15 protein-coding genes are annotated in these 18,178 nt (G+C 56.1%); 8 read left to right on the top strand and 7 right to left on the bottom strand.

Annotated elements, in window-relative coordinates; translation table 11 throughout:
- Positions 1–8: 8 nt before the first annotated feature.
- The 7 genes from carB (at position 9) to folA (ending at position 9,249) form a co-directional block, all read left to right on the top strand.
- On the top strand, positions 9–3,236 hold the full coding sequence (gene carB / locus HB631_RS25495) for a carbamoyl-phosphate synthase large subunit (RefSeq protein WP_213993989.1): 3,228 nt from the start codon (positions 9–11) through the stop codon (positions 3,234–3,236).
- 854 nt (positions 3,237–4,090) lie between these two features.
- Positions 4,091–5,845 carry an ABC transporter permease subunit gene (locus tag HB631_RS25500; protein ID WP_213993990.1) on the top strand — a complete coding sequence of 585 codons (1,755 nt, stop codon included), beginning with the start codon at positions 4,091–4,093 and terminating at the stop codon, positions 5,843–5,845.
- 42 nt (positions 5,846–5,887) lie between these two features.
- The gene (locus HB631_RS25505; protein WP_213993991.1) at positions 5,888–7,192 is read left to right on the top strand and encodes a nitrate/sulfonate/bicarbonate ABC transporter ATP-binding protein; all 1,305 of its coding nucleotides are present in this window, start codon (positions 5,888–5,890) and stop codon (positions 7,190–7,192) included.
- A 31-nt stretch (positions 7,193–7,223) separates the two neighbouring features.
- Positions 7,224–7,376 carry a hypothetical protein gene (locus HB631_RS25510; RefSeq protein WP_213993992.1) on the top strand — a complete coding sequence of 51 codons (153 nt, stop codon included), beginning with the start codon at positions 7,224–7,226 and terminating at the stop codon, positions 7,374–7,376.
- A 20-nt stretch (positions 7,377–7,396) separates the two neighbouring features.
- Positions 7,397–8,185, top strand: coding sequence for a threonine/serine exporter ThrE family protein (locus HB631_RS25515; protein WP_213993993.1), 789 nt, complete (start codon positions 7,397–7,399; stop codon positions 8,183–8,185).
- The gene (locus HB631_RS25520) at positions 8,182–8,646 is read left to right on the top strand and encodes a threonine/serine exporter (protein ID WP_213993994.1); all 465 of its coding nucleotides are present in this window, start codon (positions 8,182–8,184) and stop codon (positions 8,644–8,646) included. Before HB631_RS25515 ends, HB631_RS25520 begins: the two co-directional genes overlap by 4 nt.
- A 123-nt stretch (positions 8,647–8,769) precedes the next feature.
- Positions 8,770–9,249 carry a type 3 dihydrofolate reductase gene (gene folA / locus HB631_RS25525; RefSeq protein WP_213994002.1) on the top strand — a complete coding sequence of 160 codons (480 nt, stop codon included), beginning with the start codon at positions 8,770–8,772 and terminating at the stop codon, positions 9,247–9,249.
- Between the two features lie 164 nt (positions 9,250–9,413).
- Here the strand turns inward: folA and HB631_RS25530 are convergent, their stop codons facing one another.
- From HB631_RS25530 to lptD, 7 genes are all read right to left on the bottom strand, one after another.
- Positions 9,414–10,043: a hypothetical protein gene (locus tag HB631_RS25530; RefSeq protein WP_213993995.1), complete on the bottom strand. Its 630-nt coding sequence runs from the start codon at positions 10,041–10,043 to the stop codon at positions 9,414–9,416.
- 316 nt (positions 10,044–10,359) lie between these two features.
- Entirely contained in the window at positions 10,360–11,208 is an 849-nt protein-coding gene (apaH, locus tag HB631_RS25535; protein ID WP_213993996.1) for a bis(5'-nucleosyl)-tetraphosphatase (symmetrical) ApaH, read from the bottom strand.
- 3 nt (positions 11,209–11,211) lie between these two features.
- Positions 11,212–11,589, bottom strand: a complete 378-nt coding sequence (gene apaG / locus HB631_RS25540) for a Co2+/Mg2+ efflux protein ApaG (protein ID WP_132925919.1) — start codon at positions 11,587–11,589, stop codon at positions 11,212–11,214.
- Between the two features lie 15 nt (positions 11,590–11,604).
- A complete protein-coding gene (gene rsmA, locus HB631_RS25545; protein ID WP_213993997.1) occupies positions 11,605–12,423 on the bottom strand; it encodes a 16S rRNA (adenine(1518)-N(6)/adenine(1519)-N(6))-dimethyltransferase RsmA in 819 nt (272 codons plus the stop codon).
- Positions 12,416–13,408 carry a 4-hydroxythreonine-4-phosphate dehydrogenase PdxA gene (gene pdxA / locus HB631_RS25550; RefSeq protein WP_213994003.1) on the bottom strand — a complete coding sequence of 331 codons (993 nt, stop codon included), beginning with the start codon at positions 13,406–13,408 and terminating at the stop codon, positions 12,416–12,418. Before pdxA ends, rsmA begins: the two co-directional genes overlap by 8 nt.
- Complete coding sequence (surA, locus tag HB631_RS25555; protein ID WP_213993998.1) at positions 13,398–14,711, bottom strand: peptidylprolyl isomerase SurA; 1,314 nt, start codon at positions 14,709–14,711, stop codon at positions 13,398–13,400. Before surA ends, pdxA begins: the two co-directional genes overlap by 11 nt.
- A 66-nt stretch (positions 14,712–14,777) precedes the next feature.
- A complete protein-coding gene (gene lptD / locus HB631_RS25560) occupies positions 14,778–17,120 on the bottom strand; it encodes an LPS assembly protein LptD (protein WP_213993999.1) in 2,343 nt (780 codons plus the stop codon).
- Positions 17,121–17,302: 182 nt separating this feature from the next.
- On the opposite strand from lptD, the gene djlA reads away from it, so the two are divergent.
- Positions 17,303–18,130: a co-chaperone DjlA gene (djlA, locus tag HB631_RS25565; RefSeq protein WP_213994000.1), complete on the top strand. Its 828-nt coding sequence runs from the start codon at positions 17,303–17,305 to the stop codon at positions 18,128–18,130.
- Positions 18,131–18,178: the final 48 nt, after the last annotated feature.

Consider the following 18,178-nt stretch of genomic DNA (forward strand, 5'->3'; position numbering starts at 1 on the left):
GCCAAGCAATGCCAAAACGTACAGATATAACCAGTATCCTGATTCTGGGTGCCGGCCCGATTGTCATCGGCCAGGCGTGCGAGTTCGATTATTCCGGCGCGCAGGCCTGCAAGGCGCTGCGTGAAGAGGGTTATCGGGTGGTGCTGGTGAATTCCAACCCGGCCACCATCATGACCGATCCCGATATGGCGGATGCCACCTATATCGAGCCCATTCATTGGGAAGTGGTGCGCAAAATCATAGAAAAAGAGCGTCCCGACGCCATACTGCCCACCATGGGCGGCCAGACGGCGCTGAACTGCGCACTGGAACTGGAGCGGGAAGGGGTGCTGGCGGAGTTCGGCGTCACCATGATAGGCGCCACCGCCGACGCCATTGATAAAGCGGAGGACCGGCGCCGGTTCGACCAGGCCATGAAGAAAATCGGCCTGGAAACCGCCCGTTCCGGCATTGCCCACAATATGGAAGAAGCGCTGGCGGTGGCCGCCGACGTGGGGTTCCCCTGTATTATCCGTCCCTCCTTCACCATGGGCGGCTCCGGCGGCGGCATTGCCTACAATCGTGAAGAGTTCGAGGAAATCTGCGAACGCGGCCTCGACCTTTCACCCACCACTGAATTGCTGATTGACGAATCCCTCATTGGCTGGAAAGAGTATGAGATGGAGGTGGTGCGGGATAAAAACGACAACTGCATCATCGTCTGCTCCATTGAGAATATGGACGCCATGGGCATCCACACCGGCGACTCCATTACCGTTGCGCCGGCGCAAACCCTCACCGACAAAGAGTACCAAATCATGCGTAACGCCTCCATGGCGGTTCTGCGTGAAATCGGTGTGGAAACCGGCGGATCGAACGTGCAGTTCTCGGTGAATCCGGAAAACGGCCGCTTGATTATTATTGAAATGAACCCGCGCGTCTCCCGCTCTTCGGCCCTGGCCTCAAAGGCCACCGGCTTCCCTATCGCCAAAGTGGCCGCCAAGCTGGCGGTGGGCTATACGCTGGATGAACTGATGAACGATATCACCGGCGGACGTACGCCGGCGTCCTTCGAGCCTTCCATCGATTATGTCGTCACCAAGATACCCCGCTTCAATTTCGAGAAATTCGCCGGCGCCAACGATCGGTTGACGACCCAGATGAAATCCGTGGGAGAAGTGATGGCCATCGGCCGCACCCAGCAGGAATCTCTGCAAAAGGCCCTGCGCGGACTGGAAGTGGGCGCCACCGGTTTTGACCCCAAGGTCAGCCTGGACGACCCGGAAGCGCTGACGAAGATTCGCCGCGAGCTGAAAGATGCCGGCGGCGACAGAATCTGGTATATCGCCGATGCGTTCCGCGCCGGGCTGTCGGTGGACGGGGTGTATAACCTCACCAATATCGACAAATGGTTCCTGGTGCAGATTGAAGAGCTGGTGCAGCTGGAAAACGATGTGGCGAAGCGGGGCGTGACCGCCCTGGACGCCGACTTCCTGCGCCATCTGAAGCGCAAGGGCTTCGCCGATGCGCGCCTGGCGACCCTGGCGGGGGTGTCGGAAGGCGAAATCCGCAAACTGCGGGAAGTGTTCAATCTCCATCCGGTTTATAAACGGGTGGATACCTGCGCGGCGGAGTTCGCCACTGATACCGCGTATATGTACTCCACCTACGATGAAGAGTGCGAATCCAATCCGACACGGGATCGTGAAAAGATTATGGTGCTGGGGGGGGGACCCAACCGTATCGGCCAGGGCATCGAATTTGATTATTGCTGCGTGCATGCGTCGCTGGCCCTGAGGGAAGACGGCTACGAGACCATTATGGTCAACTGCAATCCCGAAACGGTTTCCACCGATTACGATACCTCCGACCGCCTTTATTTCGAGCCGGTGACCCTTGAGGATGTGCTGGAAATCGTGCGCGTCGAGCAGCCCAAGGGCGTCATCGTGCAGTACGGCGGCCAGACTCCCCTGAAACTGGCCCGTGAATTGGAAGCCGCCGGCGTGCCGATTATCGGCACCAGCCCTGATGCCATCGACCGCGCCGAAGACCGCGCCCGTTTCCAACAGGCGGTGGAAAGGCTGGGGCTGAAACAGCCGGCCAACGCCACGGTGACCACCATCGATCAGGCGGTGGAAAAAGCGGCCACTATCGGTTATCCGCTGGTGGTGCGACCCTCGTATGTGCTCGGGGGCCGGGCGATGGAAATTGTTTATGACGATGTGGATCTGCTGCGTTATTTTCAAAACGCTGTCAGCGTGTCCAACGATGCGCCGGTGCTGCTTGACCGGTTCCTGGACGACGCGGTGGAAGTGGATGTGGACGCGATTTGCGACGGCGAGCAGGTGCTTATCGGCGGCATTATGGAACATATCGAGCAGGCTGGGGTTCACTCCGGCGACTCGGCCTGTTCGCTGCCTTGTTATACCCTGAGCCTGGAAATTCAGGATGTCATGCGCCACCAGGTGGAGAAGCTGGCGTTTGAGCTGCGGGTACGCGGCCTGATGAATGTGCAGTTCGCCGTCAAGGCCAACGAAGTCTATCTCATCGAGGTAAACCCCCGCGCCGCGCGCACGGTGCCGTTTGTCTCCAAGGCCACCGGGGTTCCGTTGGCGAAAGTGGCCGCCCGGGTGATGGTGGGACAATCCCTGGCGCAACAGGGTGTGACCAAAGAGGTTATTCCGCCTTATTACTCGGTGAAGGAAGTGGTGCTGCCGTTTAATAAATTCCAGGGCGTCGACCCGATCCTCGGGCCGGAAATGCGTTCCACCGGCGAGGTGATGGGCGTCGGCCGGACATTTGCCGAAGCTTTCGGCAAAGCCATGCTGGGCAGCCAGTCACACATGAAAAAATCCGGCCGGGCACTGCTGTCGGTGCGTGAAGGGGATAAGGGGCGGGTGGTGGATTTGGCGGCCAAATTGCTGAAACACGGCTTTGAACTTGACGCTACCCACGGTACCGCGGTGGTGCTGGGTGAAGCGGGCATCAATCCCCGATTGGTAAATAAGGTTCATGAAGGCCGTCCCCATATCCAGGACCGCATCAAAAACGGCGAATACAGCTATATCGTCAATACCACCGCCGGTCGTCAGGCCATCGCGGATTCCAAGCTGATTCGGCGCAGCGCGCTGCAGTACAAAGTGCATTACGACACCACCATGAACGGTGGTTTCGCTACCGCCATGTCGCTGAATTCAGACCCCACCGAGCGGGTGATTTCCGTGCAGGAGATGCATATACAGCTAAAGAACGCCTGAATGCCGGACCGTAATCAGGTAGTTTCCCTATATCAGACTGCTGACAAACGTACTCGGAGTCAATGAGGCGGGACAGGCTGTCAGAAGAGTAAACCGTCCGCGCCAGGGACCAAAGCGCCAGGAGCGTTTTGGAACAACGCCGTCAGGCGTTGGCCCGTAGGGTGAGTCTCAGGGATGAGAGTCATAATCGCGCGGATCGAGCCTACAGGGACGTATTCACGGCGTGTTTACGATCTGGCAGTCTGTCCCGACCGGGCACCGTGTCATCAAGCTCAGATAGATTCCCTATCCGTTTGCGGCCAGGGCGTTTTTGTGCTGCAATAAGGCCCAATTTAACGGCGGTGACCGATAATCGGTAGAATGCCCGCTTTAACCGGAGACAACATGTCCGACAGTGATCCTAACCCTAGATACTGTTTTTATATAAGGGAAGCCTGTTGCTGTTCGTCGCCGGTGCGTAACGCCTGAGTCCCCGAACCGAGAGGCTTTCCACTTGATTGGTAAGCTTCTTGTACCGGGGATTGCGTTATGCGCCTTGTATTACCCACCAACTATTTTTTACACTTCAAACCCTGTTTTGGCTCTCGACTCTCTGCGTGCTTGCCATCCTCTTCCATGTCTGGCGGGAAAGCAGAGGTTCCCATACCTAACGACAGCTCGGATGAACGTTGCGCCGCCAGGCCCGGCCGATTGTTTTCGATCCGGACTATTTTGTTTTGTCATTTAACGCTGCGGACACAATTTTCAGGCATACCTTTGCAGTACCCGCATCAGGAACGATGCCAACTGCCGTTGTCCGGCTCCCATTGATGGGAGCGGATTAAAAAAATTTTTGCATGTGTCGGAGCTTTTTCATGCGCCTAAGTATCATTCCACCTTCATTTAATAACTCCGCCTGGCGTTTGCTGCCCAATCGCTGGGATTTCATCGCGTTCCCGCTGATCATCTGCCTGATCGCCATGGCCACCCTGGGCTACCATCAGTCGATGGAACCCATCTCGGTGTTAAAAACCCAGTCGATTTCGCTGTCGCCGTCGATGCTGCCCGAGTATGCGCTGCGCACCACGTTAAGGATGTTGGCCGCCATGGCGGCATCGCTGATTTTCACCTTGGTTTACGGCACTCTGGCAGCCAAAAGCCGGCGTGCTGAAAAAGTCTTGATCCCAATGCTGGATATTTTGCAGTCGGTTCCGGTACTGGGCTATATCTCTTTTACCGTAACCTTTTTTGTGGCGTTATTCCCCGGTCGGGTAGCCGGCGCGGAGTTCGCCGCTATCTTCGCCATTTTCACCAGCCAGGCGTGGAATATGACGTTTAGCTTTTATCAATCGCTCACCACCGTGCCGCGGGATCTGGTGGAAGTCTCGCGCAGTTTTCACCTTACCGCCTGGCAGCGATTCTGGAAGCTGGAAGTCCCTTACTCGTTGCCCGGCATGATCTGGAATATGATGATGTCGATGTCGGGAGGCTGGTTTTTTGTGGTGGCCTCGGAAGCGATTACCGTCGGCAATAATACCTTTGCCTTGCCCGGGATTGGTTCATATCTCTCCCAGGCCATTGCCCAGCGTAACCTGGGGGCGGTGGGATATGTGATTGTCGTGATGGCGCTGGTGATCCTGGCCTATGATCAATTGCTGTTCCGGCCGCTGGTGGCCTGGGCGGATAAATTCCGTATGGAAAATACCGCCTCCGCCACCGCACCCGGTTCCTGGCTGCTTAATGTGATACGCCGGACCCATTTGATCACTCAGGTGTTGCAACCCATCGGCTGGTCCCTGGCGACGCTGGCCCGCATTCCCCTGCGGTTGCCGTCGCTGCGGGGCGTCAACAACGGCCCCGCGGGGAGGGTGGAGCGTAAACCGTCGAAAGTCGTTGATGGGATTTGGGGGCTTATCGTGGTGGGGATAACCCTTTACCTGGCATGGCGTGTGGTCACCTATGTCAGCACCGGCGTCGGGTTACCGGAAATCTGGCAGGTTTTGTCTCTGGGGTTCCTGACCCTGTTGCGGGTCTTTATCTTGATCATTATCGCCTCGATTATCTGGGTTCCCCTCGGCGTGATGATTGGTTTGCGGCCGGCGCTGGCGGAAAAAGTCCAGCCGGTTGCGCAGTTTCTGGCGGCTTTCCCGGCCAATCTGCTCTTCCCGGTCTTTGTGGTGGCGATTGTGACATTTCATCTCAATCCCGATATCTGGCTGTCGCCGCTGATTATCCTGGGCACGCAGTGGTATATCCTGTTTAACGTCATCGCCGGCGCCAGCGCTTTCCCCAATGATTTCAAGGAAGCGGCCGCCAACTTTCGCATCCGCGGCTGGCAATGGTGGCGAAAAATCATACTGCCTGGGATTTTCCCCTATTATATTACCGGGGCCATTACCGCCTCCGGGGGGGCCTGGAATGCCAGCATCGTTTCCGAATTCGTCTCCTGGGGCAATGATAAGGTGGAGGCGCACGGTCTGGGTGCGTATATCGCAAAAATGACCGCCGCCGGCGATTTTCCGAAAATCATCCTGGGGATCGCGGTGATGTCGCTTTTCGTCACCTTATTCAATCGTCTGTTATGGCGTCCGTTATATGCCTATGCGAATGCCAAACTGCGCATGGACTGACCGTCGGGCCGGAACTTTATGACTAATCATGAGAATGTAAACATGCGAAATCCAGCAGCGACGGCAGCAAACGAAATACTGCGCGTCGACCATGTCAGCCGGGGTTTTAACAAATCCCAAGGCGAATTGTTAGTGCTTGACGATGTTAATCTGCAGCTCAAGGAAGGAGAAATCGTCGGTTTGCTGGGCCGTTCCGGTTCAGGCAAGTCGACCTTGCTGCGTATTATCGCGGGTTTAATCAGCCCTACCGCCGGTACGGTGACCTATCGGGGCCAATCGTTGGAGGGGCCGGCGGAAGGCGTGGCGATGGTGTTCCAGACGTTCGCCCTGTTCCCATGGCTGACGGTATTGCAAAACGTCGAGGCGGGTTTGGAGGCCCTCGGCGTCAACGCCCATGAACGGCGCATACGCGCGCTGGCCGCCATTGATCTCATCGGCCTGGACGGTTTTGAAAATGCCTATCCGCGCGAGCTGTCGGGCGGCATGCGGCAACGGGTCGGCTTCGCCCGGGCGCTGGTGGTTGAACCGACCTTGCTGCTGATGGATGAACCCTTTTCCGCCCTGGACGTGCTGACCGCCGAAACGCTGCGAACCGATCTGCTCGATCTGTGGAATGAGCAGCGCCTGAAGATTAAAGCGGTGCTGATCGTGACGCATAATATTGAAGAAGCCGTGTTTATGTGCGATCGGATTTTGCTGCTGTCCTCTAATCCCGGCTTTGTGATCGGTGAAATTCAGGTACCGTTTCCCCATCCGCGCAATCGGCTCGATCCGGCGTTTCGCCGGCTGGTGGATGATATTTATGCGCGGATGACCGCCCGCGCCACCACCGGCGATACCCGCAAAGGGTTGGAATTGGGTACGCGGTTGCCGTCGGTCTCCACCAATCTGATGGCCGGTTTGATCGAAACGTTGGCGGCGGCGCCGTATAATGGCCTGGCGGACTTACCGGAAATCGCCCGGACACTGCATCTGGAGGTGGATGACCTGTTCCCGGTGGTGGAGATGCTGCAATATCTCGGTTTTGCCGACGTGCAGAAAGGGGATATCCAACTGACCCAGGCGGGGAAAAAATTTGCCGATTACGGTACTCAGGAGCGCAAGCTGATGTTCGCCGAACATCTGCTGCGTTCGGTGCCGCTGGCGGCGCGGGTCCGTCAGGTCCTTAACGAGCGCCCCGGTCACCGGGCGCCCAGGGTGCGGTTCGAAGAAGAGCTTAACGATTTTTTGCTGGATAACGCCGCCGCCGAGACCCTGGATGTGGTTATCAATTGGGGCCGTTATGCGGAAATTTTTTCTTACGACGATCAGGCTGAAACCTTCAGCCTGGACGACGTGGAAGCCTGAGGCCGTCCCTCGGCGTCTCAGGAAGCTTTGCATGATGCTCGACGTGGGACGAAATGTCATGGCAAAAAAGCAAAACGTTATTCCGAGGGAGCTGACCCTGCCAAGCAGGGCGATTGCCAAACATAACCTTGGCTTGCTGGCGGTGGTTTTACGTGTTATGAAACAGCATCTTTGGGTAGCGTGACTCGGGGTAAGGCGAAGGGCATGTCAACGGTCAGCGAAATGTCTCATGATCATCAGCGGGTGATTACCCGGGTCTGTATCGAATGCGCGCTGTTATTGCTGCAGTACGGCGCCGAAAGCATGCTGGTGGAACAGCTGTCCACCCGGCTGGGTCTGGCGCTGGGAGTCCATCGGGTGGAAAGCTCCATTTCGGCCAATGCGGTGGTTCTCACCACGATTAACAACGATTATTGCCTGACCTCCACCCGTAAAAACCTGGATCGCGGCATCAATATGCATGTGGTCACCCAGGTGCAGCATATCGTCATCATGACCGAGCACCATTTACTGGACGTGGACGATGTGACCAAGCGGCTGGCGAATATCCGGCCGCTGCGTTATCCGCGCTGGCTGATGGTCTGCATCGTCGGTTTATCCTGCGGCTGCTTCAGCCGGCTCAACGGCGGCGGCTGGGATGCGTTTGTCGTCACCCTTTGCGCCAGCGGCCTGGCCATGTATGTCCGTCAATTGCTGACCGCGCGGCAAATGAACCCCCTGATCAATTTTTGCATCACCGCGTTTGTCGCCACCTCCGCCTCGGGACTGTTGATGCGCCTGCCTGCGTTTCACAATACGTCGCTGGTGGCGATGCCCGCCAGCGTTTTGCTGCTGGTGCCCGGTTTTCCGCTGATCAATGCGGTGGCTGATATGTTTAAAGGCCATGTGAACACCGGCCTGGCGCGCTGGACGATGGCCAGCCTGCTGACGCTCTCTATCTGTATCGGTATCGTCCTGGCCATGGCGGTATGGGATTTTAAGGGGTGGGCATGAATCTGCTGTTGGCGTTACTGGAGGATATGGTGTTGGCCGCCGTGCCGGCCCTGGGTTTCGCCATGGTGTTTAACGTGCCGGTCAAGGCGTTGCGTTATTGCGCCCTGTTGGGCGCCATCGGCCATGGCTCGCGCATGCTGATGATGCACTACGGCATGAACATTGAGTGGGCCACTCTGTTGGCCTCGATTTTAATCGGGGTGATAGGTATTCACTGGTCCCGCTGGTTATTGGCCCATCCCAAGGTATTTACGGTGGCGGCGGTTATTCCGATGTTTCCCGGTATTTCCGCTTACAGCGCCATGGTGGCGGCGGTGCAAATTTCCCATCTTGGTTACAGCGACGCGCTGATGGCGACGCTGGTGACGCAATTTCTCAAGGCCGGTTTTATTGTCGGCGCCCTGTCCATCGGTTTGTCTTTACCGGGGCTGTGGCTTTACCGCAAACGTCCGGGTGTTTGAGACGCCTTAGTTGCGGGATAGGCGCTTTCCGAATTTTGTGAACGGAAGGGGGCGGCCCTATCGACGGCAGATTGGAGTTTCCGTATAGTGGCAGCAATTTTATAGCCGGTAAGAGTTTATATGATTATCAGTCTGATTGCCGCCCTGGCGGTAGATCGCGTGATTGGCCTGGAAAACGCCATGCCCTGGCATCTGCCCGCCGACCTGGCATGGTTTAAACGCAATACCCTGAATAAGCCGGTTGTTATGGGCCGCAAGACCTATGAATCCCTTGGGCAGCCCTTGCCGGGTCGACGGAATATCGTGCTCAGCCGTCATCCCGCTGATGACGATCGGGTCACCTGGGTCGCCTCGGCGTCTGACGCCCTGATTGCCTCAGGCGAGGCGGAAGAGGTCATGGTCATCGGCGGCGGCAAGATTTATCAGCAATTCCTGCCGCGGGCGCAACGACTCTACCTGACCCATATCGACGCGGAAATTGACGGTGACACCTACTTCCCCGATTACGAACCGGATCAATGGCAATCCACCTTCAGTGAATTCCATGATGCCGACGACAAAAACAGCCATAGCTTCTGTTTTGAAATTCTGGAACGGCGCTAGCTTTTCTTGAACGGCCGGCTGAATCCCCGTTGCCGGCCTGGTATCAACCCCGCGATCAATCAATTTATTACAGCGGCGAGGTCTTTGATTAAGCCCATCCAGCCTGTGATGGGAAACGAAGGCTTCCGCGGGAATGATTTCAAAAGCGCATAAATTTCAGTGGATTAATCAGCGTCGGCAGCGGCGAAATTCCATGTCGTTTGCAAATTCTTCAGGATTTCCGTTATTTCCTCTTTAAAGCGTTTTTTCATTTCTTCGCTGTTAAAGAGTTCGCCGTGCTGTTGCCGATTAAGATTACCGTAGCTTTTGAGGGGTAGATCGCACACCTCTTTTTGTAAGGTCGCCATCGCTAATGCTTTATTTAGTTCATCGCCATTTTTGGACGCAGAGCAGTGATCGAGATCGGTAATTAATGTTCTTAAAAAATTGTGTTTTTCAGCACCCTCCGTCCTTTCATTAATAAGGTATTCGATATTATCGTAAGTGATATCAAAGGTAGCATCTTCCAAGCAGCGTAGTAGCGGAGCAAGGGTCGGCAAACGCCCACAAACTCTAACCGCCAACGCAGTCATCTGATCTTTAATGGATTTCGTCAGGGCGGCCATTTCTTCGGCGTTCTTTAAAGGCGGTTGGACGACAGCCGGGGGAGAAGATTGGCTATGACCGCTTAGGAAGGGCGATGACGCGTTAGAGCCCCTTTTAAAAAATTTGGCTATAGAGGTAAAGATTACCGGGAGGGTTTTGCCATGGGCAACATTTCTGACAAATGTTTCGTTTGAAACATACATATGCATGTTTGAGTCCTTTCTGAAAATGATAATAAACGGGATGGTGAAAGCGGAAAAAAAATGTGCCCGTTGCGCCCGCCGAACGCTCAGGCTGGTTTAATTCAATACGATGCCACAATCGGCAGTACGTTATGTCTGGCCTGCGCAGGCAAAAGCACTACGGCCCCAAGGAGACCGTATTGGCTAACTTTTGATTTTTAAGCGTTTACGGCCATGTTCTCGCCAATAAACCTGGCTGCATGATACGTGGATTGATGGGGGGTACTATTAAATAAAATAAAAGCTTATAAAAAAATGAGCATAATTCGCCTGCCCGCTAAAATCATTCCTGATCCATTGCTTCGATGCCGCTTTCCCCCTGGCGGTTGGACGGCTGCCGAAAATACTGTTTATCTTCCCAGCGCAGCATGGTTAAGTCTCCGCCCCAGCAGCAGCCGGTATCCAAAGCATAAATACCCTCCGGCGTGCCTTTTCCTTCCAGCGAGGCCCAATGGCCGAATACAATGCTGTACTCTTGCGCTATCGGTCCAGGTAATAGAAACCAGGGGCGCAGGGGAGCGGGGGCGCGATCCGGCGTGTCCTTGCATATCATGTCCAACTGACCGTTGGGGAAGCAAAAACGCATGCGGGTAAAGGCATTGGTACTGAATCGCAGCCGCGACAAGCCGGTAAGCTCAGGGGACCAATTGTTCGGCATATCGCCGTACATGGCATCAAGAAACAGGGGATAGCTGTCGCTGGACAGCACCGCTTCCACTTCGCGGGCGCAGACGCGGGCGGTGGCTAAATCCCATTGCGGCGTAATGCCGGCGTGGGCCATCACCAATTTTTTTTCCTCGTCCACCTGCAGCACCGGCTGGCGGCGCAGCCAGTTAATCAGCACATCGGCATCCGGCGCCTCCAGCAGCGGCGTGATGCGGTCCTTGGGTTTGTTGCGGCTGATGCCGGCGTATACCGCCAGCAAATGTAAATCATGATTGCCCAGCACCAGCCGCACACAATCCCCTAGATCCCTGACGTAACGCATGACTTCCAGGGAAGCCGGGCCTCGGGCCACCAGATCCCCGGTCAGCCATAGCTGGTCCCGGGCCGGATTAAAATCCACCTGGGACAAAAGTAGTTTCAGCTCCTCGAAGCAGCCGTGTATATCACCAATTAAATAAGTCGACATAGGTTAGTGTATCAGTGATGGAATCGCTAATCGGAAGACGGGAATGGCAATACGAAAGGACTGCCCCTGATGATCCAGCATTTCATAATGTCCTTCCATGGTGCCGAGAGGCGTTTCGAGGATGGCCCCGCTGGTATATTGAAACTCGTTGCCCGGCAGGATAAGAGGTTGTTCCCCCACAACCCCTTCTCCCTGCACTTCGGTTTCTTTACCGTTGGAATTGGTGATGAGCCAGTAACGGCCCACCAGCTGTACATTGTGTCGTCCGAGGTTACGCACGGTAATTGTGTAGGCGAAGACATAACGCTCCTCTTCAGGGATGGATTGTGTCTCTACGTACATGCTCTGAACCTGAACGCAAACGCGCGGCGAATTAATCATACAGCCTGACTCCTATCATTCTTGTTGCGATGGGTGCTCCGCCAGCCAGTTCGCCAGTTGGCAATATTGCGCCACGGTAATATTCTCGGCGCGCATGATCGGATCAACCCCCAACGCCTTCAACTGTTCCTGGGTGAACAGAAGCCCCAGACTGTTGCGGACGGTTTTCCTGCGCTGGTTAAATGCCTGGCTGGTTATCCGGGCCAATACCTGCAAATCGCTGACCGGATAGGGCAACTCCCTGTAAGGCACCAGACGCACCACGGCGGAATCCACTTTCGGCGCCGGTCTGAAGGAGGTGGGCGGCACCTCCAATACCGGAATGATCTGGCAGTAGTATTGCGCCATGACGCTCAAACGGCCGTAAGCCTTGCTGTCCGGTCCGGCCACCAGGCGGTTCACCACTTCTTTTTGCAACATGAAATGCATGTCGCGGATTGCCTGAGTATAGCTGAAAAGATGGAACATCAGCGGCGTGGAAATATTGTAAGGCAGGTTGCCGAACACCCGCAACGGCTGTCCCAACTGCTGCGCCATGGCGGCGAAATCCACGGTCATGGCGTCTTGTTGCAGGATGGTCAGCTTGTCCTTCATAAAGGGGTGCGTTGCCAGCCTGGCGGCTAAATCGCGGTCCAGTTCAATGACGGTCATATGAGTCAGCCGCTCCGCCACCGGCTCGGTCAATGCGCCGAGACCGGGGCCGATTTCCACCAGCGCCTGTTCCGGCAGGGGATGGATAGCGGAGACGATGGAATCGATGATATTCCCGTCGTGCAGAAAATTTTGCCCAAAGCGTTTACGGGCGAGATGACCTTGATGAAGACGTTTATCCATTACGATTATTTATCATTTCTATGGCGAGATTAAGCGCCGTCTTGATGCTGCCGGCCTCCGCCTGCCCGCTTCCGGCCAGTTCCAGGGCGGTGCCGTGATCTACGGAGGTACGAATAAAAGGTAATCCCAGCGTGATATTGACCGCGCGGCCAAAACCCTGATATTTCAGTACCGGTAAACCCTGGTCGTGATACATCGCCAGCACCGCGTCGGCATGCCGGAGGTATTTGGGCTGGAAAAGGGTATCTGCGGCCAGCGGTCCCACCAAATCGAACCCTTCGGCTCGTAATGCATCCAATGCCGGGATCAGGGTGTCTATCTCTTCCCGGCCCATATGGCCTCCTTCCCCGGCATGGGGATTGAGGCCGCAGACATAAATCCGCGGACGGGGGATACCGAACCGGAGACGTAAATCATGGTGGAGGATGGTAATGACTTCCCGCAGTGATTGACGTGTAATCGCGCCGGAAACCGCCGACAGAGGCAAATGCGTGGTGGCCAGCGCAACCCGCAGCGATTCGGTGGCCAGCATCATCACCACGCGTTCGCAGCCGCTGCGATCGGCGAAGAATTCGGTATGGCCGGTAAAGGGGAGGCCGCCGTCGTTGATAATGCCTTTATGTACCGGGCCGGTGAGCAATGCCGCGAATTCGCCGCTCAAGCAGCCGTCGCAGGCCCGTGCCAGGGTTTCCACCACATACGCGCTATTGGCCACGTCCAGTTGACCGGCCTTCACCGGGGCAGGTGCGTCCACCGCCAGCACAGTAAGGGTGCCGGCCGGTTGCGGAGCCGCCGGCAGCTCCGGCCGATAAGGATTCAACCGCAAAGGCAAACCGAGCTGCCGCGCCCGGGCCGTCAGAACCGCCGGATCGGCGCATACCACCAGCTCTACCGGCCAGTCCTGCCGTGCCAACATGGCCATCAGATCCGGACCGATACCGGCGGGTTCGCCGGGGGTAATTACCAGCCGTGGATTACTGGCCATTGTCGCCATTGTTACTGCTGTCATCCAGGATTTTGACATAAGCGGCGGCGCGCTGTTCCTGCATCCAGGTTTGCGCCTCTTCGGCGAATTTACGGTTGAACAGCAGGCGGTAGGCCTGATCTTTCTTGGCGGCGTCGGTACGGTCAACCTGGCGCGTATCCAGCAATTGAATCAAATGCCAGCCGAAAGAGGAGCGGACCGGCGAGCTGATCTGACCCTTTTTCAGGGAGGTCAGAGCGTCACGGAAAGAGGGGTCAAAGGAGTCCGGAGAAGACCAGCCCAAATCGCCGCCCTGGTTGGCGGAGCCGGGATCCTGGGAAATCTGTTTTGCCGCGGTGGCAAAATCCATCTTGCCGCTTTTAATCTGCGCCAATACATCGTTGAGCTTGTCTTGCGCCTGCTGATCGGTCATCACCACCGACGGACGCAACAGGATATGCCGGACATGGACTTCGGTGACGGAGACTTTCTGATCGCCGCCGCGAATATCGTTGACCCGCAGTATGTGGAAACCGACCCCGGAACGGATCGGACCGACTATTGCCCCCTTGGGCGCTGTTTGCAACTGCTCAGCAAAGATGGTCGGCAATTCTTCTAGTTTGCCCCAACCCATTTGACCGCCTTTCAGCGCCTGGGGATCGGAGGAGTAACTGATGGCCATTTTACCGAAATCCGCGCCTTTTTTGAGCTGCTGCACCAGTGAATTCGCCAAGGCTTCCGCCTTATCCACCTGTGCCTGCGACGGGTTCTCCGGCAGCGGGATCAGGATATGGCTTAAATTGTAGTCGGCGCCGTTACCGGTTTGCGCGGCGATTTGCTGCGCCAGGGAATCCACTTCCTGCGGCAGGATGGTCACACGGCGGCGCACCTCGCTGTTACGCACTTCGGCAATTAACATCTCTTTGCGGATTTGTTTACGATAAGTATCGTAGCTGATGCCCTGATCCGCCAGACGGCTGCGCATCTGATCCAGCGTCATGTGGTTTTGATCGGCAATGTGGACGATGGATTGCGTCAGCTGATCTTCCGTGACGGTGATATTGGCCCGTTGCGCCAGCGCCAAAATGATATTGTCCATAATCAGGCGATCAATAATCTGCCGGCGCAGGGTGGCATCGTCGGGAATCTGTTGATGCGCGTCCGCGGCGTTGCGCTTGACGGAGTCCAGCAATGTATCCACGTCACTTTCGAGAACGACGCTGTTATCCACCACGGCCGCCACTTTATCCACCACTTGCGGCGCCGCAAACGCGCTGCCGGCACAGATGGCCATGCCGAGAATAAGCGTTCTCCAGTTTTTCATACCTTTTCCATTTCTATCAGCCGCATTCGCGGATTCATGTTCAATGTTTGCTCGTGTGACACGGCATCAAAACGCCCGTTGATAAGGAATGATGCCGGAGGCCAGCATCTTTTTCGTACCCAGGCCGTAATCGCCGGTCAAACCGCGCAGTTCTACGCTTAACGACACGCCGTCGTCATATACGCTGGTGCTATTGGTACTGTTCCAACTGGTAATCTTTCGATCGTAGCCGACATTCACCGCCCAGCAGCAGGTATTGTACTGCAACCCCACAAACTGTTCCGCGGGCTGGCTTGCCTTGGTATCGTAATAATACGCGGCCACCAGCGACCAGCGATCCGCAATCGGCCAGCTGCCGATGGTGCCGATCTGTGAAATGCCTTGCTGGTAACCCGGACTGGTGATATCAGGCAGCATCGCCTGAATATATTCGGGACTGGCATAACGGTAGTTCAATTGGATCATCCGGTTATCGTCCCGGCGATACTCCAGGACCGCATCCCCGAGGGCGACGCTGGCCAGGCGCGTATCATACTGCAAACCGCCGCGCACCGCCCATTGATCGCTGATTTTAAAATAGCTGTCGCCGGCCCAGACCACGCTGCCGGTATCGGCGTCGCTGTCCAGGCTGCTGTTCATATCGCCGGTGCGCGGTTTGGTGAAGTAGTAGATTTGACCCAATGAAGCATTAAAACGTTCAACCAATGCGTCATCATAAATACGGGTGGTGACGCCGGCCGCCACCTGGTTGGCCGACGCGATGCGATCCAGGCCACTGTAGCTGCGATCGCGGAACAGACCGGTATAGTCGGTTTGCAGCAGCGTGGAGTCGTAAGAATTGATGGCGCTCTGGTTACGGTAGGGAACATACAGGTACTGCATCCGCGGTTCCAGCGTCTGGGTATAATCCTGCGACCAGTCCATATTCCGTTCGAACACCATTTTACCGTCGGTCTTGAACTGCGGCAGGACCCGGTTCACCGTGTCTTTGAGCTGGTTATTGCTCGGGTTGGCATTATTGTCTTCAATGTTTTCCTGCTGCCAGTGGGTCGCCATCACTTTGGCTTCGGTATTCAGGCTGCCCCAGCGGTTGGAGAGCGGCAAATCAATGGTGGGCTCGATATGCAGCCGCGTGGCATTGGGATTGTCGCCGCTGGCGCTGGTGAAATTGACGGCCTGGCCGTAGATTTTGGTATCGAACGGGCCGACGTCATTCTGGTAATAGGTGACGTCAAGCTGCGGCGCGGCGCGATAGGAGCTGCTGTTGCCGTAATCGGAAAACAGCTGGAACTGTTTGCTGGCCAGCGTCACTTCCCAGTTGGGATCCGCATAGCCGACGCTGAATATCTGGGTGGCGTAGCCGTCGGTGGTGGAACCGTACTTCGAGGTCAGGTCCTGGAAGTAATAAGGATCGCTGACCCGGGTATAATTGACGTTGAAACGCCAGACGTTATCCATCACCCCATTGTGCTGCCAGTACAACAGCCAGCGGTCGGCGCTGCTGTCGCCGGGGTGCTCGCTGGCGTATTCGGAATCGTTGGGCAAATAGTCGAATTCCACCAGGCCGGCGCCGGGGGTGGTGAGGTAGCGGAATTCATTCTGCAACTGCAGTCCGCGCTTGCTCATGTAATTCGGCGTAAGGGTGTCGTCGTAGTTGGGCGCCAGGTTGAAGTAATAGGGCGCGGAAAATTCAAAACCGTTCTTGCTGCCGTATTTGGCGTTGGGCAACAGAAAACCGGAACGCCGTTTATCCCCTGTGGGAAATTGCATATAAGGGCTGTAAAAAACCGGTACCCCGCCGATGCGAAAGCGGGCGTTGTAAATTTCCGCCACCTGCTCCTCACGGTCATGAATGACCTCGGAGCCCTTGACGCTCCAACTGTCGTTGCCGGGCAGGCAGGAGGTAAATGTCCCGTTTTCCAATACCGTGTAGCGATTATTGCCGCGCATTTTCATCATGTCGGCATCGCCGCGACCCTGCCGGCCCACCATCTGATAGTCGCCCTGATAAACGTCGGTATCTTTGGTGTTCAGGTTCGAAAAGGCTTTCGGCCCGTTCAATTTGATTTGATTATCATTAAAATGGACGTCGCCGGTGGCGGTCACGGTACGCACCGGGGCGGCCTGGCCGGTCTGTTTTTGATCCAGTTCGGCCTGCTTGGCGTTCAGGGTGCTGTTGCCCTGCTGAATATCCACATTGCCGGTAAAGGTGGCGTTGGCGGGATAATTTGCCTGGGCATGGTCCGCCTGGATATGAACCGGCAACTGGTTCGGATTACCGGTTACCAGCGGCTTGGTGTATTCAGGCACGCCAAGCAGACACTGATCGGCGAAATCAGCCAGGGCATGCTGGCTATAAAGCGCCGTCCAGATCAGGCTGGCCAGCAATGTGGGGAAACTTTTCTTCATATGCTTTTCGGGTGTTCCGTCATCTTGGGCTTCATGCCGTCAAACGGTCAGAGACTAACTCACTCACCGGAGTTGCGCTAGTGTTAAATCCCGCCGTTTATCCGTGCACCGTTAGGCACAGCGATAAATGACAGGTATGATAAAGCAATTTTGAACCGACGGCATGGTGAATTGAGGAGTATATGCGGTATTGGGGTAAGCTGTTGGGCGTAATAGTAGGTTTTCTGTCCGGTGCCGGCTTTTGGGGTGTGGTATTGGGCTTTTTGATCGGACATATGGTGGACCGGGCCCGGATGGCCAGAGCCGCCGGTCCCGGCTTCTTTGCCGATCAGCAAACCAGGCAGAATGTCTTCTTCCGTACTACGTTTCAGGTCATGGGGCATTTAACCAAGTCCAAGGGGCGGGTGACCGAAGCGGATATACAAAATGCCAATGCGTTAATGGAACGTTTGCGTCTGGATGAACCGTCCCGGGTCGCCGCGCAGCAGGCCTTTCGTGAAGGTAAAGAGAGCCAGTTCCCGTTGCGGGAATCGTTGCGCGAGTTCCGGCGGGTGTGTTTCGGCCGGTTCGATTTGGTGAGGATGTTTCTTGAAATCCAGATTCAGGCGGCGTTCGCCGATGGTTCGCTGCATCCCAACGAGCGGCTGGTGTTGTATGTCATTGCCGAGGAATTGGGTATTTCCCGCATGCAGTTCGATCAGTTTCTCAGCATGATGGAAGGCGGTCAGCAATTCGGCGGCCAGGGCGGTCACTACTCTCAGGGCGGTTATCAACCGTCCGGAGCCCGTCCCGGTCCGACCCTCGAGGATGCCTGCAAGGTGCTGGGGGTGCACAGCACCGATGATGCCATTACCATCAAGCGCGCTTACCGCAAGCTGATGAGTGAGCATCATCCGGATAAGCTGGTGGCCAAGGGCCTGCCGCCGGAAATGATGGAAATGGCCAAGCAGAAAACCCAGGCGATTCAATCGGCGTATGATTTGATCAAGCAGGAAAAGGGCTTTCGCTGAGGGCCGCTTCGGCCCGGCCTCGGCAAACGCGGTCTCCCTTTAACAGGT

The sequence above is a fragment of the Sodalis sp. dw_96 genome (assembly GCF_018449575.1).
GTDB lineage: Bacteria > Pseudomonadota > Gammaproteobacteria > Enterobacterales > Enterobacteriaceae > Acerihabitans.